At 64.1% G+C, this 18,130-nt stretch carries 21 protein-coding genes; 10 read left to right on the forward strand and 11 right to left on the reverse strand.

Annotated elements, in window-relative coordinates; translation table 11 throughout:
* The first annotated feature begins 97 nt into the window (after positions 1–97).
* Both AC1Q6Z_RS01980 and mepK read left to right on the forward strand, forming a co-directional pair.
* Complete coding sequence (locus tag AC1Q6Z_RS01980) at positions 98–1,630, forward strand: sigma-54-dependent transcriptional regulator (protein ID WP_256120949.1); 1,533 nt, start codon at positions 98–100, stop codon at positions 1,628–1,630.
* Positions 1,631–1,826: 196 nt separating this feature from the next.
* The gene (gene mepK, locus AC1Q6Z_RS01985) at positions 1,827–3,611 is read left to right on the forward strand and encodes a peptidoglycan L,D-endopeptidase MepK (protein WP_492647228.1); all 1,785 of its coding nucleotides are present in this window, start codon (positions 1,827–1,829) and stop codon (positions 3,609–3,611) included.
* Between the two features lie 72 nt (positions 3,612–3,683).
* Here mepK and AC1Q6Z_RS01990 read toward each other — a convergent pair whose 3' ends face one another.
* The 3 genes from AC1Q6Z_RS01990 to AC1Q6Z_RS02000 form a co-directional block, all read right to left on the reverse strand.
* Positions 3,684–3,950, reverse strand: coding sequence for a DUF2312 domain-containing protein (locus tag AC1Q6Z_RS01990; RefSeq protein WP_256120950.1), 267 nt, complete (start codon positions 3,948–3,950; stop codon positions 3,684–3,686).
* A 114-nt stretch (positions 3,951–4,064) separates the two neighbouring features.
* Positions 4,065–4,370 carry a DUF1244 domain-containing protein gene (locus AC1Q6Z_RS01995; RefSeq protein WP_256120951.1) on the reverse strand — a complete coding sequence of 102 codons (306 nt, stop codon included), beginning with the start codon at positions 4,368–4,370 and terminating at the stop codon, positions 4,065–4,067.
* A 10-nt stretch (positions 4,371–4,380) separates the two neighbouring features.
* Positions 4,381–5,169, reverse strand: coding sequence for an N-formylglutamate amidohydrolase (locus tag AC1Q6Z_RS02000; protein ID WP_492646565.1), 789 nt, complete (start codon positions 5,167–5,169; stop codon positions 4,381–4,383).
* 297 nt (positions 5,170–5,466) lie between these two features.
* Between AC1Q6Z_RS02000 and AC1Q6Z_RS02005 the strand changes: the two genes are divergently transcribed.
* Together AC1Q6Z_RS02005 and pyk are read left to right on the forward strand one after the other, a co-directional pair.
* Positions 5,467–5,943: a DUF1036 domain-containing protein gene (locus AC1Q6Z_RS02005; RefSeq protein WP_413818683.1), complete on the forward strand. Its 477-nt coding sequence runs from the start codon at positions 5,467–5,469 to the stop codon at positions 5,941–5,943.
* Positions 5,943–7,382: a pyruvate kinase gene (gene pyk, locus AC1Q6Z_RS02010; RefSeq protein WP_492646566.1), complete on the forward strand. Its 1,440-nt coding sequence runs from the start codon at positions 5,943–5,945 to the stop codon at positions 7,380–7,382. The genes AC1Q6Z_RS02005 and pyk overlap by 1 nt, the downstream gene beginning before the upstream one ends.
* A 64-nt stretch (positions 7,383–7,446) precedes the next feature.
* On the opposite strand, the gene AC1Q6Z_RS02015 is transcribed toward pyk, so the two are convergent.
* The 6 genes from AC1Q6Z_RS02015 to AC1Q6Z_RS02040 form a co-directional block, all read right to left on the reverse strand.
* Positions 7,447–8,454 (reverse strand): alpha/beta fold hydrolase, encoded by a 1,008-nt coding sequence (locus AC1Q6Z_RS02015; protein WP_492647229.1) that lies wholly within the window; start codon positions 8,452–8,454, stop codon positions 7,447–7,449.
* A gap of 107 nt (positions 8,455–8,561) precedes the next feature.
* A complete protein-coding gene (locus tag AC1Q6Z_RS02020) occupies positions 8,562–9,179 on the reverse strand; it encodes a tetratricopeptide repeat protein (RefSeq protein ID WP_256120954.1) in 618 nt (205 codons plus the stop codon).
* Positions 9,180–9,254: 75 nt separating this feature from the next.
* Complete coding sequence (ykgO, locus tag AC1Q6Z_RS02025; RefSeq protein WP_024271182.1) at positions 9,255–9,380, reverse strand: type B 50S ribosomal protein L36; 126 nt, start codon at positions 9,378–9,380, stop codon at positions 9,255–9,257.
* A 158-nt stretch (positions 9,381–9,538) separates the two neighbouring features.
* Positions 9,539–10,597: a 5-(carboxyamino)imidazole ribonucleotide synthase gene (locus AC1Q6Z_RS02030; protein WP_492646567.1), complete on the reverse strand. Its 1,059-nt coding sequence runs from the start codon at positions 10,595–10,597 to the stop codon at positions 9,539–9,541.
* A complete protein-coding gene (gene purE / locus AC1Q6Z_RS02035; RefSeq protein WP_256121020.1) occupies positions 10,594–11,061 on the reverse strand; it encodes a 5-(carboxyamino)imidazole ribonucleotide mutase in 468 nt (155 codons plus the stop codon). Before purE ends, AC1Q6Z_RS02030 begins: the two co-directional genes overlap by 4 nt.
* A 57-nt stretch (positions 11,062–11,118) precedes the next feature.
* Positions 11,119–11,322: a YdcH family protein gene (locus tag AC1Q6Z_RS02040; protein ID WP_256120956.1), complete on the reverse strand. Its 204-nt coding sequence runs from the start codon at positions 11,320–11,322 to the stop codon at positions 11,119–11,121.
* A 216-nt stretch (positions 11,323–11,538) separates the two neighbouring features.
* On the opposite strand from AC1Q6Z_RS02040, the gene AC1Q6Z_RS02045 reads away from it, so the two are divergent.
* Positions 11,539–11,712 (forward strand): YdcH family protein, encoded by a 174-nt coding sequence (locus AC1Q6Z_RS02045; protein WP_256120957.1) that lies wholly within the window; start codon positions 11,539–11,541, stop codon positions 11,710–11,712.
* A gap of 179 nt (positions 11,713–11,891) precedes the next feature.
* On the opposite strand, the gene AC1Q6Z_RS02050 is transcribed toward AC1Q6Z_RS02045, so the two are convergent.
* Both AC1Q6Z_RS02050 and AC1Q6Z_RS02055 read right to left on the reverse strand, forming a co-directional pair.
* Positions 11,892–12,152 carry an ArsR/SmtB family transcription factor gene (locus tag AC1Q6Z_RS02050; protein WP_319320945.1) on the reverse strand — a complete coding sequence of 87 codons (261 nt, stop codon included), beginning with the start codon at positions 12,150–12,152 and terminating at the stop codon, positions 11,892–11,894.
* Positions 12,153–12,224: 72 nt separating this feature from the next.
* Positions 12,225–12,995, reverse strand: coding sequence for a sulfite exporter TauE/SafE family protein (locus AC1Q6Z_RS02055; protein ID WP_492646568.1), 771 nt, complete (start codon positions 12,993–12,995; stop codon positions 12,225–12,227).
* A gap of 106 nt (positions 12,996–13,101) precedes the next feature.
* On the opposite strand from AC1Q6Z_RS02055, the gene AC1Q6Z_RS02060 reads away from it, so the two are divergent.
* The 5 genes from AC1Q6Z_RS02060 to AC1Q6Z_RS02080 all read left to right on the forward strand — a co-directional run bounded on the left by AC1Q6Z_RS02060 (position 13,102) and on the right by AC1Q6Z_RS02080 (position 18,107).
* Positions 13,102–13,755, forward strand: a complete 654-nt coding sequence (locus tag AC1Q6Z_RS02060) for a thiamine phosphate synthase (protein WP_492646569.1) — start codon at positions 13,102–13,104, stop codon at positions 13,753–13,755.
* An 8-nt stretch (positions 13,756–13,763) separates the two neighbouring features.
* Positions 13,764–14,903 (forward strand): tetratricopeptide repeat protein, encoded by a 1,140-nt coding sequence (locus AC1Q6Z_RS02065; protein ID WP_492646570.1) that lies wholly within the window; start codon positions 13,764–13,766, stop codon positions 14,901–14,903.
* A gap of 181 nt (positions 14,904–15,084) precedes the next feature.
* Positions 15,085–15,885 (forward strand): inositol monophosphatase family protein, encoded by an 801-nt coding sequence (locus AC1Q6Z_RS02070; protein ID WP_256120962.1) that lies wholly within the window; start codon positions 15,085–15,087, stop codon positions 15,883–15,885.
* Between the two features lie 110 nt (positions 15,886–15,995).
* The gene (locus AC1Q6Z_RS02075; RefSeq protein ID WP_492646571.1) at positions 15,996–17,075 is read left to right on the forward strand and encodes a flagellar motor protein MotA; all 1,080 of its coding nucleotides are present in this window, start codon (positions 15,996–15,998) and stop codon (positions 17,073–17,075) included.
* Positions 17,076–18,107 carry a peptidoglycan -binding protein gene (locus tag AC1Q6Z_RS02080; RefSeq protein WP_256120964.1) on the forward strand — a complete coding sequence of 344 codons (1,032 nt, stop codon included), beginning with the start codon at positions 17,076–17,078 and terminating at the stop codon, positions 18,105–18,107.
* The last annotated feature ends 23 nt before the right edge of the window (positions 18,108–18,130 follow it).

The following is an 18,130-nucleotide window of genomic DNA, read 5'->3' on the forward strand; positions in this document are numbered from 1 at the left end:
TTCTCAAAACGGCATGTTCAACCCTTTCTGCCAAGGTCCGCTGGTGTTCAGTTCCCTTGGGCGTGCATGAGGCACGCCTCGAGGCAAGGAGGTTCCAGTGACGGCCCATATTCTTGTCATCGACGATGATCCTGTCCAGCGCAGGCTTTTGAAGAACATGATCGAGCGTTCCGGCCATGTCGCCCATATGGCGGAAAACGGTCGCGCCGGTCTCGATCTTCTCGATCGTAAGGGCGGTCTGATCAATGTGATCCTGCTCGACCTGATGATGCCGGAAATGAACGGCTCGGCCTTCCTCGAAGCACTCGGCGAACGCGAGAACACCATACCGGTGATCGTGCAGACCGGCCAGGGCGGCATCGAGACGGTCGTCATGGCCATGCGGGCCGGCGCCTTCGATTTCGTGGTGAAACCCGTCTCGCCAGAGCGTCTTAACACCGCGGTCGGCAATGCCTTGAAGATGGACCAGCGCGAAGGCCGCGGCCGCGGCGGGCGCCGCAACCGCAGCGAGACCGTGCATTTCGACGACATCGTTTCGGCAAGCCCGGAAATGCTGCGCGTCATCGAGCTCGGCCGCCGCGCCGCGCAATCGAACATTCCGGTCGTCCTGGAAGGCGAATCGGGCGTCGGCAAGGAAATGGTGGCGCGTGCCATCCAGGCGGCGAGCGAGCGGGCGCACAAGCCCTTCGTCACCGTCAACTGCGGCGCGATCCCGCACAATCTGGTTGAAAGCATCCTGTTCGGCCATGAGAAGGGCGCCTTCACCGGCGCCACGGAGCGCCATACCGGCAAGTTCATGGAGGCCGACGGCGGCACGCTGTTCCTCGACGAGATCGGCGACCTGCCACTCGAAGTGCAGGTGAAGCTGCTGCGCGCCGTGCAGCAGGGCGAGATCGAGACGATCGGCGCGCGCTTCCCGCAGAAGGTCAATGTCCGCCTCATTTCGGCGACCAATCGCGACCTCATCAACGAGGTACGCGAGGGCCGTTTCCGCGAGGACCTTTATTACCGCCTCAACGTTTTCCCGATCACCATTCCGGCGCTGCGCCGGCGCAAGGAGGATATTCCGGTTCTCGTGCGCGCCTTCGTGCAGCGGTTTGCCGGCGAGCAGAAGCTTGCCCGTCCGCTCGGCGTGTCGGCCGGCGCGATGGCGCTGCTGACGGCCTATGACTGGCCGGGCAACATCCGCCAGCTCGAAAACGCGATTTTCCGCGCGGTCGTGCTGTCGGAAGGGGCGGAGCTGAATGCGGCCGACTTCCCGCAGATCGCCGCACAGGTTCCAGGTTACGGGCTTGCCGAAGACGGCGCCGTGACCTGGGAGGCGGCGAACATCCGCACGCCGGAACCCGCGTCGGAATCCCGTCTGCCGAGTGTCTATCCGGACTTCCGGCCGAACGAATCAGTGAGCGCCGATGCCGGCGCCGACACCGCCATTTCCAGCGTCGACAAGGGCGGCCATGTGCGCAAACTGGCCGAGGTGGAAGAGGAACTGATCCGCTTTGCCCTGAAGTTTTATCATGGCCAGATGAGCCAGGTTGCCCGAAAATTGGGCATTGGCCGCTCGACTCTCTATCGCAAACTGAAGGATTATGGCATCGACCCAGACAATCCGTTGAAAGAAGCTGCGTAAAAACCCTTGGAATCCCGGCCACTTGAGATTTCTTGATTGCCGTTTATTCCCTGTTAGTGGATTGTTCACTATAACGGGTGCGCGGTGATGAGTGTGGCGGATTTGCCATGCTCTCACCGCAATTGGCAGTCATCTGGGATAACGGACGTTCGTTGTCCTTCGGACGGGGAAAGAGTTGGCAAATTTGTTCGCATCGATGAAGCGCCCAGGGGCCACCCTGAGCAGCCTCTGCAAGAGAGTGTTGCACAAGCTGCCCAAGGCTTTGACCACGGCTGTCCTGTCGGCTGCCCTCATCCTGCCCACGGCCATTCCCGCGACGGTGCAGGCCGAGAGCGGCAATCGCACGCTCAAGCTCTATTTCATCCATACCAAGGAAAAGGCCGAGATCACCTTCAAGCGCAACGGGCGTTATGATGCGCGCGGCCTGAAGCAGCTCAGCCAGTTCCTGCGTGACTGGCGCCGCAACGAACCGACGAAGATGGACCCGCGTCTCTTCGACCTGGTTTGGGAAGTCTACCAGAAGGTCGGCGCCTCCGGTTACATCAACGTCGTCTCCGCCTATCGCTCGCCGGCAACCAACGGCATGCTGCGCTCGCGCTCCAAGGGCGTGGCCAAGAAGAGCCAGCACATGCTCGGCAAGGCGATGGACTTCTATATTCCGGGCGTCAAGCTCGCGACGCTGCGCGCCACGGCCATGAAATTCCAGGTCGGCGGCGTCGGTTACTATCCGACCTCCGGTTCGCCCTTCGTGCATCTCGACGTCGGTAGCGTGCGCGCTTGGCCGCGCATGAGCCGCCAGGAGCTGGTGCGCATCTTCCCGGACGGCAAGACCATGCACGTCCCGACCGATGGCAAGCCGCTGCCCGGCTACCAGCAGGCGGTCGCAGACTACAAGCGCCGTGTCGGCGCCAAGGAAATCCAGGTTGCCGGCGGCGGTTCGACGCCGACCGCGTCCAAGCGCAAGGGCGGCTTCCTTGCTGCCCTCTTCGGCGGCGGCGGCGACGAGGATGAAGAACCCGAAGCAATCGCCAGCGGCGAAGCCCTCGACGAAGGCGGTGCATCCGCTGGCGCAACGGCCAAGGCTGTCGAAGAGAAGAAGCCCGTCGTCACGGAAGCCGAGACGGAAGTGGCCTTCACTGCGCCCGTTCCGGGCAGCCGCCCCGCCTTCAAGACGGCCGAGACGACGAGCGAACTCGCTCTTGTCGCGCCGACGACGAGCGGCGCTGTTGCTGCCCTCGAAGCAGCCACGCCGGCCACGGTCGAGGAAGAACAGAAGCCTGAATTCGAGGACCTTGCCGCCTATAAGATCCCGCTTCCTGTCATGCTCGGTGCGCGCACCGAGGCTGGCGATGCGGAGCCGGGCACGGTCCTGACCGCGGAAGCGGCTACGGAAGCCACTGTCGAGGACGCCGAGGAACTGGCCATGGTGCCGGTGCCGGGCCTTCGTCCGGTCGCCGAGCTCGACCAGTCGCAGACGGCGCTGATGGCCGCAGCCGAAGCCGACGTGGCGCTGCCGGTAACGGCCGACCGCTCGGGGCTTGCAGCCCTTGCCGATCCGACGGAGGATGAATTCTCCGGCAATCCGGTCGAAATGGCGGCACTCGTCTCGACCAATAGCGGCAGCACGCGTTCGCTCGCCGGCCTCGATGCCTTCGACGGCAAGCCGGCGGAAGAAACGCAGACCAAGGGCGGCCGTCCGAAGAAGAAGGATGCCGATGCGGCGAGCCGCGGCGCGATCCGCACCGAGCCGAAGTTGACGCAGAAGATCATCTCGCAATGGGCGCTGAGCCAGAGCCGCGTCGAGACGCTCTCCAAGCCCGTCAAGGCGCCGCGTTTCGTCAGCCGCAAGTTGCGCGCCGCACCGACGACCGTCTACATGGCCGGCTTCCAGCCGGAGGGCAAGTCGATCGATGCAGGCCGCTTCAGCGGCACGGCGGTGAACTTCATGGAAGTCCGCAAGTTCGAAGGCAGCCAGAACTAGCCCGCGAAACAGTCCCATCAAAAAAGCCCGCCGGAGCGATCCGGCGGGCTTTTTCTTTGGCTTTCAAAAACCTTATTCGGCGTCCGCGGGTGCCGCGATCATGCCGAGGGCCTGGAGGTAGGTGTCGAGGATCGCTTCCTGCTCCATGCGCTCGTCCTTGTCCTGCTTGCGGATTTGGATGACCTTGCGCAGGATCTTGGTGTCGAAACCGGTGCCCTTGGCTTCGCCATAGACGTCCTTGATGTCGTCGGCGATGGTTTTCTTTTCTTCCTCGAGGCGCTCGATCCGCTCGATGAACGCGCGAAGCTGGTCGCGGGCGACGCCGTGGGCATCCGACATGATAATCTCCTTGGGTAGACTTTGAAATTCGAAGGTGCCGTGACTTGCCGCGAACTTCCGGCAAGATCAAGGCCTATCGCGCGGTCCCCACCCATTTTCGTCGGGCCTGTGGCCTCATTCCTTCGGGCGGTTGACCTCGAAGGCCGCCTTCTGCGTGTCGCTCGCCTCGCGCTGGTGAAGCGCGCGCCATTCCTCGTAGGGCATGCCGTAGACGATTTCGCGCGACGCTTCCTTGTCGAGGGCGACGCCCGCCTCGTTGGCCGCCTCGCGATACCAGTTCGACAGGCAGTTGCGGCAGAAGCCGGCAAGGTTCATCAGGTCGATGTTCTGCACGTCGCTGCGCTCGTTGAGGTGTTTCAGCAGGCGCCGGAAGGCGGCCGCCTCGAATTCGGTCTGCTGGTCCTTGCTCAGGTCGGTCATCGTCTTGGCCTCAATAGGGTCCGGTGCGGGAGGGGAATATCTCGTATGTGTGCAGCGCCGGGTCCGCATTCAACCGGGCCAGGATGGGCGCGAGGCGTTCGACCCAGCGGGCGATGCCGGTTTCATTGCCGATCTCGTCCTGGCGGATTTCGATCAGCGCATGCGCAATGCCGGGCTTCATGCAATGGCGGAACATGGTGTCGCCACGCAGCGCGCCGTCATAGGGCTCGTTGTCGCCCACCACCACGTCGCCCAATGCCTCCAGCCCGGCCACCAACGGGCGCACCGCGCGATGGTCGGTGTCCCACAGCACGGTCACCTGCCAGGGGCGGGCGACGCCCTTCCAGGCCGGCGTGAAGGAATGCATGGAGATGACGAGCGGCGCCTTGCCGGTGCGCGCCGCTACCGTGCCGATCGTGCGGGACACGGCATCGTGATAGGGGCGGTGGAAGGTCAGCAGCCGGTATTGCCATTCTTCGGGCGTGATCGGGTGGTTGCCTGGAACGATCGCGCCGTCGGAAATGCGCATGACGAGCGTCGGGTCGTCCTCGCCGCGGTTGGGGTCGATCAGGAGGCGCGAGAAGCGGCTCATGATCACCGGCGCGTTCAGCCGGGCGTTGAGACCGCGCACGACGCCTTCGACGCCGATGTCATAGGCGATGTGGCGCTCGAAGGCGCTTTCGGGCAGGCCGAGGCGGCCGTAGCGTTCGGGAAGGAGGTTCGTGGCGTGGTCCGCCAGGATGACCAGCCCGAGGCTGGTATCGCCGTCAATGATCTCGAAGGGGGGATGGTCCTGCATGATTTCAGCCGAATGTGCGCCGCCGATGCCGACTGATCGCACGGGGCGTTGCGCCCCGCAAGGCTGGACGCCCGTGGTCGCCCGAATGATTACCCTTGTTGTCGTGAAAGTGTAATCGACCGCCGCATAGCTTCCCGTATCTAAAACGATGCAGGAAGCTATGCGGCAGATTGAAATTTCGGCGGCGTCCTCCGGGCGTCATCGAATGACGCGCGGCGCAGTAGTGTTGCGTTGACATTCATGCCCCGCCGTCGCAAGAAAGCGCATATTCAAATCAACGGAGTTGCATCGGAAGCCGTGAGAGCCAAGAGCCACCGCCCGTTTTTCCCGAAAGCCCGCTGCCTTCTCCAGGCCGGCCTTTTCGTTTTCACGGGGTTCGCCGCCCTTTCCGCGCCGGATGAGGCGAAGGCCGATTTCCGCGTTTGCAACGGCACGCAGAACCTTGTCGGCGTCGCCATCGGTTACCGTGCCAAGGAAGGCTGGATGACCGAAGGCTGGTGGCAGGTTCCTGCCACGACCTGCGCCACGCTGATCGAGGGCGAATTGCAGTCGCGCTACTATTACCTCTATGCCGAAGACGCCGCCCGCGGCGGCCGCTGGACCGGCGACGTCAACATGTGCGTTGCCGAAAACGAGTTCAAGATCACCGGTGTGCAGGATTGCTTCGCTCGCGGTTTCCAGCGCATGGGCTTCAAGGAATATGACACGGGCCGACAGGGGAGCTGGATGGTGCAGCTCTCAGATACGCCAGGGACCCAGGAAAGCCAGAACTGATGAGACGGAACAGAAAAGTCAAAATCCTCGCGACGCTCGGACCTGCTTCGTCCGACGAGCAGATGATCCAGAAGCTGCATGAGGCGGGAGCCGACCTGTTCCGCATCAATATGAGCCATGCCAGCCATGACCTGATGCGCTCGCTGATCAGCCGCATCCGCGCCGTCGAAGCCCGTTGCGGCCGCCCGATCGGCATTCTCGCCGACCTGCAGGGTCCCAAGCTGCGCGTCGGAAAGTTTGCCAACGGCTCGGAAGAGCTGAAGCCCGGGCAGACCTTCACGCTCGACAACAAGGACGTGCCCGGCGACAACACACGCGTCTTCCTGCCGCATCCGGAAATCCTCGAATCGGTCAAGACCGGCGACCGCCTGCTGATCGACGACGGCAAGTTGCATTTGCGCGCCGAATCCGCCGACGGCAAGGCGATCGTCTGCACCGTCATTGCTGGCACGAAGATCTCCGACCGCAAGGGCGTCAGCCTGCCCGACACGCTGCTCGCCGTTGGCGTGCTGACCGAGAAGGACCGCGTCGACCTCGATGCGGTGCTCGCGACCGGCAGCGTCGACTGGGTAGCCCTTTCCTTCGTCCAGCGCCCCGAGGACCTGGCCGAAGTGCGCAAGATCGCGCGCGGCCGCGTCGGCATCATGTCGAAGATCGAAAAGCCCCAAGCGATCGAACGCATCGAGGAGATCATCGAGCTTTCCGACGCGCTCATGGTGGCGCGTGGCGACCTCGGCGTGGAAATGCCGCTGGAAGCCGTTCCGGGCATCCAGAAGCAGCTCATCCGCGCCTGCCGCCGCCAGGGCAAGCCGGTCGTCGTTGCGACGCAGATGCTGGAATCGATGATTTCCGCCCCGGTGCCGACGCGCGCCGAAGTGTCCGACGTCGCCACCGCCGTCTTCGAAGGTGCCGACGCCATCATGCTGTCGGCCGAATCCGCCTCCGGCGCCTATCCGGTCGAGGCCGTCTCCACCATGGCGTCGATCGCCAGCACGGTCGAACGCGACCCGCACTATCCGGGCATCATCTATGCCCAGCGCTCGACGCCGGAAGCGACCGGTGCCGATGCGATTTCGCTCGCTGCCCGCCAGATCGCCGAGACGCTGAAGCTGTCGGCCATCGTCTGTTACACCTCGTCGGGCACGACGGGCCTGCGCGCCGCGCGCGAGCGGCCGGAAGTGCCGGTTCTGGCGCTGTCGCCGGTCATAGAGACGGCACGCCGCCTCTCGGTCGTCTGGGGCCTGCACTGCGTCGTCACGGGTGATGCGGAAGACCTGGACGACATGGTCAACCGCGCCTGCCGCATCGTCGTGACCGAAGAGTTCGGCAAGCCGGGCGACCGCATCATCATCTCCGCCGGCGTGCCGCTGCGCACGCCCGGCGCGACCAACATGCTGCGCATTGCCTATATCGGCGCGGACGGCGTCAGCGGCGTCTGATCCGGGCTCTTCTGTCTACGCAATTCCGGACGGAAAACCGCTCCACACTTTTCCTGGAGTTGCTTTACTCCTGATGATCCTTTGCAAGGCGGGCTTCGGCCCGCCTTGCTGATTCCTGCAGGTCGCGATCCCTGCCGGCGATCTCTTCCAGTGCCTCGATGGCGAGGTCTGTCACCACATAATCCGGCTTGTGGCCGAGGTTGCGGATCCAGATGAGTTCCGACCCCGCGATGTCGCGCGCCAGCCCGCGCGAGTGGATTTCCTCATAGACCACGCCATCCGTATCACCGGTGACGATGACCGTCGGCGTGCGGATCTCCGCGTAACGCGGCTGCACGCGGCGGACATAGTCCAGGAGATTGGCGACGTCGGTGGCGTTGTTGCGGAAGGCGGCGGGGCGCAGCACCAGGGCGGGGGCCGTCGCCTCCATGTAATCGTCCGGGCGGGCATTCGGGGCGAAGACGAAGCGCGTGCCGCTGTCGATGCGCGAAAGGCCGGCCGGCAGCGCGACGAGGCGGGTGAAGAGCCAGCCGACGACCGGCATCTTCGCAAGGTCATAGTACCAGTCGACGCCGCCGGGCCAGGGATGGGTCGCAGGCGCGAGGAAGAGCAGGCCAGCCGTCTTCTCCGGATGTTCCAGCGCGAAGCTCGCGGCGATGGCGCCGCCGAAGGAATGGCCGACGATGATCGCCTTGGCGATGCCGCGTTTTTCCATCAGCCGGGCGATGGCGTGGGCCTGGCCGTCCGGCCAGGCATTTTCCGGCCCGCCGCGTTCGGAATAGCCGTGGCCCGGCCGGTCGAGGAAGAGCAGGTCGGCGCGGCCCTCCAGCTTTGCCCGGAAGGCATGCATCTGGTCGCGCAGGTTGCCGCTCGCACCATGGATAAAGACGATCGGCGGCAGGTCGGCCTTGTCGCCGGCGGGCACGAAGACGCTGTTCAGCCGCAGGCCGCCGACATCGATAAGTTCACCGACATTGGGAAATTGCCGCTCGATCGCCCGCGCCTTCCACGCCGTGAAGGCATAGAGGGCGAACGCGAGGACGACGGGAGCGGTGAGGATGGCAAGCAGCATGAGGCGGAAAGGGGAGGGCAAGGAAGGGTCCGGTTTTCCTGTCAGATAGCCGATCTACGCAACCGGCGCCATGCCGGTTCACTTGCCGGGATTTTCACTTGCCAGGGTTATGTGCGCTGGCCGGTCAGCTTTTCCGCCAGATCGCCCATTTCCTTCTGTGCCTGCCGCTCGGTTGGGTAGACCTCCAGGAAACGTTCCCAGGCCTTCATCGCCATCTCGTCGCGCCCGGTCTGGGCCATGATCGCGGCCATGCCGGCGAGCGCGCCGAAATGCCGGGGCTCGATGGCGAGCACGCGGTTTATGTCGGACATCGACTTGCGGTAGTTGCCGAGCTTGAAATGCAGCGTCGCGCGGCGGTTCCAGCCCTCGACATAGTCCGGCTTCAAGCGAATCGCTTCATCAAGGAAATCGAACGCGGCGGCGTTCTTTTCCTCGGAGATGGCCTTGTCGGCCCATTGGATGAGGAGGTTGATGCTGGCGCTGCCGGAATCCTGCCATTCCCGGCGGATCTGGTCGGCGATGCCGCGCGCGGCATCGGGATTTCCCTCATGTTTCAACTCGTCGAAGAGTTTTTCGAGCCGCTGGGCGTGCGTGGTGAAAGCACCGGAGGCGGCGCCGGTGGAGGCCTTGTCCACCGTCTGCGCAAGCGCGACGGTCGGGGGCAAGCCGGCAAGGGCGAGGGAAAGGCAGACTGTGGAAAGCATGAAAAAGCGCATGGCGGTCATGGTAGACCGCCATCGCCGAACTTCAAATCAATATTTCTCGATCATCACACCCAAAGGGTGGCGACCGGCGCCGTATCAGCCCTGACGAGCCTTGAAGCGCGGGTTCTGCTTGTTGATGATGTAGATGCGGCCCTTACGGCGAACAAGGCGGTTTTCGCGGTGGCGAGCCTTGAGCGACTTGAGCGAATTCTTGATCTTCATTTTTCTGATCCGCGTATTGCAGGGCGACACGAGTTCGCCGGATTTCTTCAATCAAAAACGCGCCGTTTCGGGCGCGCTTTCGGGTTGGCAGGCATGTACCCCGTCACATTTCCGCTGTCAACCATCGAGGCCGGTTTTCCAACCGCCGCGACGGCGTTTCAGTCGAGAATCTGCGTGATATGCCCCATCTTGCGGCCGGGACGCGCTTCCGTCTTGCCGTAGAGATGCACGAGAACGCCCGGCCGCGCGAGCCAGGCGGGAACGTCGTTGATGTCGTCGCCGATCAGATTCTGCATCACGCAATCCGAATGGCGGCGGGGATCGCCCAGTGCATGGCCGGCCACGGCGCGGATATGCTGCTCGAACTGCGAGACGATGCAGGCGGCTTCCGTCCAATGGCCGGAATTGTGCACGCGCGGCGCGATCTCGTTGGCGACGAGCCCGCCATCCTGCAGCACGAAGAACTCGACGCCGATGACGCCGACATAGCCGAGCTGGTCGAGTATGGCGCGCGCCGCCTTGCGGGCCTGGTCGGCCGTCGCCTCGTTGACGCCGGCGGGCAGGGTGGAGGTGTGCAGGATGCCGTTCAGGTGGACGTTTTCCGCCGGATCGTAGCAGGCGATGGTGCCGTCGCGGTCGCGCGCGGCGATGATCGAGATTTCCCGCTCGAAGGGCACGAGGCTTTCGAGGATCAGCGGCACGCCGCCGAGCGCCTCGAAGGTGCCCTCGCGGCTTTCGGCCGGCGAGCGGAACATGCGCTGCCCCTTGCCGTCGTAACCGAGCCGGCGGGTTTTCAGCACGCCGACGCCGCCGAAGCGGTCGAGGGCGGCTTCGAGGTCTGCCTGGCTGTCGACGGCGGCGAAATCGGCGGTGACGATGCCGCAATCGCGGATGAAGGTTTTTTCGACGAGCCGGTCCTGCGAGACTTCCAGCGCGCGCGGCGGCGGATAGACCGGAACGGTCTTCGCCAGCGCCTCGGCGGCAGAAACCGGCACGTTCTCGAATTCGTAGGTCACGACGTCGCAGACCCGGGCGAGTTCGGCAAGTGCGTCCGGGTCGTCATAGGCCGCGACGATCTGGGCGTTCGCCACCTGTGCGGCCGGACAATCGGCCTGCGGTTCGAGAATGACGGTGCGCAGGTTGAGGCGGGCGGCGGCCATGGCGAGCATGCGGCCGAGCTGGCCGCCGCCGATGATGCCGATCGTGCGAACGCTCATAGCGGGCCGTCCACGGGATATTCGGCAACCGCGTTGGACTGGTTCTCGCGCCATTCGTCGAGCCGATGGGCGAGTTCGGGATCGCTCAGCGCCAGCACGGCGGCGGCGAGCAGCGCGGCGTTGACCGCGCCCGCCTTGCCGATCGCCAGCGTCCCGACCGGAATGCCGGCCGGCATCTGCACGATGGAGAGCAGGCTATCCTGGCCGGAGAGCGCCTTGGACTGGACCGGCACGCCGAAGACCGGCAGCGGCGTCATCGCCGCCGCCATGCCGGGCAGGTGTGCGGCACCGCCGGCGCCGGCGATGATGATCTTGAAGCCTTCCGCCTTCGCGCCCCGCGCAAAACTGTAGAGCCGGTCCGGCGTGCGGTGCGCCGAAATGATGCGTGCCTCGTAATCGACACCCAGGGCATCGAGCGTATCGGCGGCATTCTTCATCGTTTCCCAGTCGGACTGGCTTCCCATGATGATGGCGACGGGGGGCGTTTCTGTGGTGTCCAAGGCTTCTCGTCCGGTTTTTTATCAGGCGATGATGTCGGGGATGATCAGGTCTTCAATCTTGGAAATCTTGTCCTTGATGACCAGTTTCTTCTTCTTCATGCGCTGGATTCTGAGGGCTTCGCAGCCGATCTGGATCATGGCGTTGATCGCGGCATCATAGTCTTCGTGTTCTTGCCTCAGCCGTGCAACGGCAAGCCGCAATTCAGCCTGGTCCTGGTCTGGCATGCTATTCGTTCCCCGTCGTCGGAGGCGCGGCTGACCCGCGTCCCCCAGCCTGTATGAAGGCTGCTCGTACCACGAAACCCCTGGTAACGGGAAGTTATCCCTCGCCACGTTTTCGCCTTCGACAAATGAAAAATGACATGGCACACTGAAACTGTTGCAACCTGGACCACCCGGCGTGCGAATGACCGGGTGCAAGCAAAAGGAAGGAACTGTCACATGACGATTGAGGCTCATCTGGCCACGCTCGAAAAGAAGCACTTCGCTCTGGAAGAGGAGTTGCATGAAGCGATGAACCAACCTTCTTCTGAAGATCGTACGATCGCCGACATCAAGCGTCGCAAGCTGCGCATCAAGGATGAGATCGAGCGTCTTCGCTCCTCAACTCACTGAAAGACAGGGATTTTTCCAAAGTTACAGATGGAGTGACGGTCGCGAAACAGTTGGTCTGAATGGGAGGACCAGGGTAGGAGCCCAATTCGCGAAACTGCCTCCGGTAAACGTAGTCATAGACAATCAGGCGCCCTGGCCGTCGATCGACGCGCCGGGGCGTTCTGTTTTGGAACAGGTGTTCAGGACCAGAACTGGTCGAGCCAGAGATTGAGCCCGTCGAAGCCCTTGGCATTGATCGCGTAGATGCGCCGGGTGCCCTCGGATTTGACGCTGACGAGATTGCAGTCGAGCAGGGCCTTGAGGTGTTGCGACACCGCCGGGCGGCTGATCGGCAGGCCTTCGGAGAGTTCGTTGACCGTGCGGGGCGCGCGGCGCAGCTCCTCCAGCAGGAACCTGCGGTTGGGATCGGCAATCGCAGAGAAGGGGTCCGGGTGCGCCATGGCCGAAAGCTATGGCAAAGCAGCATGTGCGGCAAGCTTTTTGTGCGCTGCGAAGAGCCTGAATTTCAGGCCTCAGAGAATGGCCACGATGCCGTCGTAGACCAGCTTCAGGCCGGCGATGAAGGCCATGGCATACATGAAGGGATAGAAGACATCCGGCTTCATGCGCTTGACGGCGAAACCGCCGAGCGCCGTCGTGGCGATCGCCAGCGGCACAAGCGTCGCCGAGATCGTCAGGTTCGTCGTGTCGAGCTGGCCGAGCGCGAAATAGGGGCCGAGCTTGATGAAGTTGATGATCGCGAAGAAGCGAACGGCCGCACCCGTATAGTCGCGCGGCGGCAGTTTCAGCGGCAGGCCGTAGACCTGGAAGGGTGCACCGCCGGAATGGGCGACGAAGCTGCCATAGCCGGCGAGCGTGCCGAAGAAGGCGGCGGGCACGATGCGATGCGGCTTCGGCTGGACGACATAACCGTGGCGCGCGCGGTAGCTGTTGTAGAAGTAGCGGATCGCGAAGAGCACGGTGATGACGCCGATGATGAAGCGCAGCGCATCGCGCGGCACATAGGCGGATGTCGCCCAGCCGATCGCCACGCCGACAAGGGCGCCGGGCAGCAGCATCTTCAGGAGCGTGCGGTCGTTGTGGTCGCGCCAGATCCAGAGCGAAACGACATCCATGACGACGAGGATCGGCAGCAGAATGGCGGCGGCCTGCACCGGCGGAACGGCCATGGCGAGGATCGGCACGCCCATCAGCGCCAGCGCCTCGCCCATGCCGCCCTTCGTCATGCCGACGAGGATGACGGCGGGTATGGCGGCGTAGTAGATTGAGGGGTCGATGGACATGGAGGGCGATTGATCCTGTTGGTTCTTCCGTCTATCCGCTTTGATCTGTTATGACGAGCCCCGAAGGTCGCGACCGGCCGCTGAAATTCAAGGAAGTGCAACATTCATGTCTGACGTCGAATCCCGCTGCCGCCTGGTGCTGATCCTTCCCGAGGGCGAGGACCTGTCCGCGCGTGCCGCGATGCTGGAGGGCGCGCTGAAGGGCGGCGATGTCGCCTCGGTGATCCTGCCGCAATACGGGCTCGACGACAGCCAGTTCCAGAAACATGCCGAGACGCTAGTGGCGATCGTCCAGCAGGCCGGCGCCGCAGCGCTCGTCGCCGGCGACACGCGCGTGGCCGGCCGGGTGAAGGCCGACGGCATCCATGTGACGGGTGGCGCGCAGGATCTTGGCGAAGTGATCGAAAAATTCACGCCGCAGTTCATCGTCGGCGGCGGCAATGCGACCGACCGGCACAAGGCGCTGGAGATTGGCGAGGTGCAGCCGGACTATATCTTCTTCGGCAAGATCGGCGGCGACATCAAGCCGGAGGCGCATCCCAAGAACGTGGCGCTCGCCGAATGGTGGGCGTCCATGATCGAGATCCCCTGCATCGTGCTCGGCGGTGCCGATCCGCAATCGGCGCTGGCTGTCGCCGAAGCCGGGGCGGAGTTCGTGGCGCTCGACAAGGCGGTTTTTGCCGACCCCGCGCAGGCGCCGCATGTGGTGGCCGCGGTCAACGCGCTGCTTGACGAAAAAGCGCCACGGTTTGGGCAATAGTAGGCGCCATGATCAGGGTCCTCTTGTTGCAAGCTTGCCGTATCGTGCCGGTGGCGTTCCTCGCCACGGGCGTTTTCGTGGCCGCGCCCGTTTGGGCGCAGACGGCCAAGAAAGGCCCGTCCGTCACCGCCGGCGATAACGGAACGATACCGAAGAAGGACACCCTGGTGGAGACCGCGCCTGCCTCCGCGGAAGAGACCCCCATCAAGGCGGAGGAGGACAAGTCCGCCGACGGCCCGTCGACCGGCCTCTCCGTGCTCGACCGCATGGGCGCGGATCTGCCGGCGCTGCCGGCGGAAAAGCCGTTTACTGGCAAGATCGACGAGGCGTTCGGCGCTTTCCAGCGCGGCCGTTACCTGACGGCGATGGAGCTTGCCCTGCCGCGCGCCCAGCTCGGCGACCCTGCGGCGCAGACGCTGGTGGCGGAAATCCTCGACCGCGGCCTCGGCGTCAAGCGCAACCGCGAACAAGCGATGTTCTGGTACGAGCAGTCGGCCAATGGCGGCGACCCGACCGGCATGTTCAAATATGCAATCCTGCTGATGGAGCGCTCGCGCTCCAAGGAGGATCGCGCCAAGGCCGACGAGCTGATGAAGAAATCGGCCGATCTCGGCAATGCCTCGGCGCAATTCAACTACGGGCAGGTGCTGGTGGCGGATTCTCCCGGCGAGAAGGGCCTTGCGGCTGCACTACCCTATTATGAGAAATCCGCGGAACAGGGCATTGCGGATGCGCAATATGCCGTCTCGCAGATCTACCTCAACCTGAAGGGCCTGCCGGAGGAAAAGACGAAGCGCGCGCGCGAATGGCTGCTGCGCGCCGCCCGCGCCGGCTACGACACCGCCCAGCTCGATCTCGGCATCTGGTTGGTGAACGGCACGGGCGGCGAGCGCGACTATGATGCCGGCTTCAAATGGCTGAAGCGCGCAGCCGATGGCGGCAATCCGGTCGCCCAGAGCAAGCTCGCTCAGCTCTATATCCATGCGCTTGGAACGAAGCCCGATCCGATCCAGGCGGCCAAATGGTTCGTGCTGGCGCGCCGCGCCGGGCTCAACGACCCCTTGCTCGAAGATTTCTACCTCGGCCTCAACGACGACCAGCAGAAGGCGGCAGTCGACGCCGCAAACAAGTACCGCTCGGGCTCCTGAAGCCTCCCGCATTTACCCTGTTGCGCGATTGCATACCCTGCATTGCAGCGGATGCAGGGGCTGAAGGCTTGAAACTTCGGGGGATTTGTGGTCTTGAGGCGCCATATTCCGGTCCTGGCGCGTTTTCGCGCCGCGGCTTGCCGTTCCGAAGCGCCGGACATTCCCGAAGGATTTTTGTTACATGGCTCGTTCAGCACTTCTCAACGTCATGGTTCAGGCCGCCTTCAAGGCCGGCAAGTCGCTCGCCCGCGATTTCGGCGAAGTGCAGAACCTGCAGGTTTCGCTCAAAGGTCCGGGCGACTACGTCTCGCAGGCCGACCGCAAGGCCGAGAAGCTGCTGCGCGAGGAACTGCTGAAGTCGCGGCCGACCTATGGCTTCCTCGGCGAGGAATCCGAGGAGATCATCGGCACGGACGGCGCGCATCGCTGGATCGTCGATCCGCTCGACGGCACGACCAACTTCCTGCACGGCATTCCGGCCTTCGCGGTCTCGATCGCGCTGGAGCGCAATGGCGAGATCGTCGCGGCCGTGGTGCTGAACCCGGCGACCGACGAGCTCTTCACCGCCGAGCGCGGCGGCGGCGCCTTCGTCAATGATCGCCGCCTGCGCGTCGCGGCCCGCAAGAACCTGTCGGATGCCGTCATCGGCTGCGGCGTGCCGCATCTCGGCCGCGGCAACCACGGCAAGTTCCTCGTCGAGCTGCGCCACGTCATGGGCGAAGTCGCCGGCATGCGCCGCCTCGGCTCCGCCTCGCTCGACCTCGCCTATGTCGCAGCCGGCCGTTTCGACGGTTTCTGGGAGCGCGACCTCATGCCCTGGGATCTCGCAGCCGGCCTTCTCCTGATTCGCGAAGCTGGCGGTTATGCAACCGATCTCGACGGCGGCAATGCCATGTTCGATACCGGCACAGTGGTCGCCGGCAACGAATATATCCACAAGGCGCTGCGCGACGTGGTGCATCGCCCGGTGCCGACGCGCTAACAGCGTGTGATAGCGGCGCTTTCCTGCGCCGCTGTGGCCGCGAAGCCCTTCAATTCGGCATAATCTTCCTCTAGTCTCCCGCCCGACCGAGGAAGTGGAGATGCGACTACATGGCTAAGCTGGCGCTGTCGGGTTGGGGAGGGTCGGCCGAGTCCGGGGACGATTATCCCCACAAACTCTCGAGCCCCATGGCGTTCTTCTGGACGATGGTGATCTTCCTCATCATCGTCGGATTCGTTGCCGCCATTCTCTTCCGCCAGGCGCAATCGGCCTTCCTCAGCAATCCGGGTCTCAACGGCCTCATCATCGGCGTGCTGCTGATCGGCATCCTGCTGGTGTTCAACCATGTGCTGGCGCTTCGGCCAGAAGTGCGCTGGTTCAATTCCTTCCGTGCCGCCGGCAGCGCGGAAAAAGTCGGGCGTGATCCGGTTCTGCTCGCGCCGATGCGCGCGCTGATCGGCCGGCGCCATTCGATGGCGCTGTCGACGGCGGCCCTGCGCTCCATCCTCGATTCCATCGCCACCCGCCTCGACGAATCGCGCGATACGTCGCGCTACCTCATCGGCCTTCTCGTCTTCCTCGGCCTTCTCGGCACGTTCTGGGGCCTGCTCGGCACGATCGGCTCGATCAGCACGGTCATCCAGTCGCTCGATGCTGGTGGTGGCACGGCGAACGATATTCTCGCCGCCCTCAAGGAGGGTCTCTCCGCGCCGCTCGAAGGCATGGGCACGGCCTTCTCGACATCGCTCTTCGGCCTCTCCTCGTCGCTGATTCTCGGCTTCCTCGACCTTCAGGCCGGCCGTGCGCAGAGCCGCTTCTATACGGAGCTGGAAAACTGGCTCTCCTCCGTCACCGATGTCGGCTCGGAGCTCCAGCCGGCTGCCGACCTCGCGGCGTCCTCCGCCACCGACGTGCAGGCGCTGGCCCAGCAGATCCTGAAACTCGCGCAGGAAGGCGGCCCCGGCCGTTCGACCGCGGCGATGGCGAGCCTTGCCGAAGGCATCCAGGGTCTCGTCAAGAACATGCGCAGCGAGCAGCAGATGCTGCGCGACTGGATCGAGGCGCAGCAGGAGGAATCAAAGGCGCTGCGCCGTACGCTCGACAGGATCGCGGCGCGCAGCGGTGAAAAGGCCGTGGAGAAACTGCCGGAACGCGTCACGGAAAAAGCCCACAAGGCCGGGGGCGAATAAATGGCGCTCGCCCGCAACCGGCGCAGCCAGCGGACGGTCGATTACTGGCCGGGTTTCGTCGATGCGTTGTCGACGCTGCTGCTGTCCATCATGTTCCTGCTCACGGTTTTCGTATTGGCGCAGTTCTTCCTGAGCCGCGAAATCTCCGGCAAGGACGATGTGCTGAACCGGCTGACCAGCCAGATCAACGAGCTGACGCAGCTTCTGGCGCTGGAAAAGAGCGGCAAGCAGGATCTCGAAGATTCGCTTGCCAATCTCCAGGCCTCGCTTGCCCAGTCGGAAAGCGACCGCACCCGCCTGCAGCAATTGCTTGACAGCGGTGCCGGCGCCTCCGATGTCGCCACGGCCCGCGCGACCACGCTGGAAGGCGAGCTAGATGCAGAAAAGCAGGTGACAGCGCGCGCCATGAGCCAGATCGAGCTGCTCAACCAGCAGATCGCGGCGCTACGCAGCCAGATCGCCGCCGTCGAGGAAGCGCTTCAGGCCTCCGAGGCGAAGGACCAGTCCTCGCAGGCGAAGATCGCCGATCTCGGCCGCCGCCTCAACGTCGCGCTGGCGCAGCGCGTGCAGGAGCTCAACCGCTACCGCTCCGACTTCTTCGGCCGCCTGCGCGAAATCCTCTCCGATCGCGAAAATATCCGCATTGTCGGCGACCGTTTCGTCTTCCAGTCGGAAGTGCTGTTCCCCTCGGGCGGCAACGAGCTGAACGCGGAAGGGCAGGCGGAGATGGGCAAGCTTGCCACCGCTTTGCTCGACCTTTCGCGTGAAATCCCCGCCGAGATCAACTGGGTGCTGCGCGTCGACGGCCATACCGACAATGTGCCGCTCTCCGGCACGGGCCGCTACCGCGACAACTGGGAGCTCTCCTCCGCCCGCGCGACCTCGGTCGTGAAATTCCTCATTGCCAACGGCGTGCCGGCCAACCGCCTCGTCGCGGCCGGCTTTGGCGAGTTCCAGCCCATTGCCGAAGGGCAGGACGATGCAGCGCGCGCCACCAATCGGCGTATCGAGCTGAAGCTCACTGAACGATAGCCGCCTTCGTTGATATTACGCAG

This window comes from Shinella sp. GW835-FHT14H05, from assembly GCF_058793575.1.

Coding starts and splice junctions, on each gene's coding strand:
- mepK (WP_492647228.1), top strand. CDS start 1,827: ATGAAGCGCCCAGGGGCCACCCTGAGCAGCCTCTGCAAGAGAGTGTTG.
- AC1Q6Z_RS01990 (WP_256120950.1), bottom strand. CDS start 3,950: ATGTCGGATGCCCACGGCGTCGCCCGCGACCAGCTTCGCGCGTTCATC.
- AC1Q6Z_RS01995 (WP_256120951.1), bottom strand. CDS start 4,370: ATGACCGACCTGAGCAAGGACCAGCAGACCGAATTCGAGGCGGCCGCC.
- AC1Q6Z_RS02000 (WP_492646565.1), bottom strand. CDS start 5,169: ATGCAGGACCATCCCCCCTTCGAGATCATTGACGGCGATACCAGCCTC.
- pyk (WP_492646566.1), top strand. CDS start 5,943: ATGAGACGGAACAGAAAAGTCAAAATCCTCGCGACGCTCGGACCTGCT.
- AC1Q6Z_RS02015 (WP_492647229.1), bottom strand. CDS start 8,454: ATGCTGCTTGCCATCCTCACCGCTCCCGTCGTCCTCGCGTTCGCCCTC.
- AC1Q6Z_RS02020 (WP_256120954.1), bottom strand. CDS start 9,179: ATGACCGCCATGCGCTTTTTCATGCTTTCCACAGTCTGCCTTTCCCTC.
- ykgO (WP_024271182.1), bottom strand. CDS start 9,380: ATGAAGATCAAGAATTCGCTCAAGTCGCTCAAGGCTCGCCACCGCGAA.
- AC1Q6Z_RS02030 (WP_492646567.1), bottom strand. CDS start 10,597: ATGAGCGTTCGCACGATCGGCATCATCGGCGGCGGCCAGCTCGGCCGC.
- purE (WP_256121020.1), bottom strand. CDS start 11,061: ATGGGAAGCCAGTCCGACTGGGAAACGATGAAGAATGCCGCCGATACG.
- AC1Q6Z_RS02040 (WP_256120956.1), bottom strand. CDS start 11,322: ATGCCAGACCAGGACCAGGCTGAATTGCGGCTTGCCGTTGCACGGCTG.
- AC1Q6Z_RS02045 (WP_256120957.1), top strand. CDS start 11,539: ATGACGATTGAGGCTCATCTGGCCACGCTCGAAAAGAAGCACTTCGCT.
- AC1Q6Z_RS02050 (WP_319320945.1), bottom strand. CDS start 12,152: ATGGCGCACCCGGACCCCTTCTCTGCGATTGCCGATCCCAACCGCAGG.
- AC1Q6Z_RS02055 (WP_492646568.1), bottom strand. CDS start 12,995: ATGTCCATCGACCCCTCAATCTACTACGCCGCCATACCCGCCGTCATC.
- AC1Q6Z_RS02060 (WP_492646569.1), top strand. CDS start 13,102: ATGTCTGACGTCGAATCCCGCTGCCGCCTGGTGCTGATCCTTCCCGAG.
- AC1Q6Z_RS02065 (WP_492646570.1), top strand. CDS start 13,764: ATGATCAGGGTCCTCTTGTTGCAAGCTTGCCGTATCGTGCCGGTGGCG.
- AC1Q6Z_RS02070 (WP_256120962.1), top strand. CDS start 15,085: ATGGCTCGTTCAGCACTTCTCAACGTCATGGTTCAGGCCGCCTTCAAG.
- AC1Q6Z_RS02075 (WP_492646571.1), top strand. CDS start 15,996: ATGGCTAAGCTGGCGCTGTCGGGTTGGGGAGGGTCGGCCGAGTCCGGG.
- AC1Q6Z_RS02080 (WP_256120964.1), top strand. CDS start 17,076: ATGGCGCTCGCCCGCAACCGGCGCAGCCAGCGGACGGTCGATTACTGG.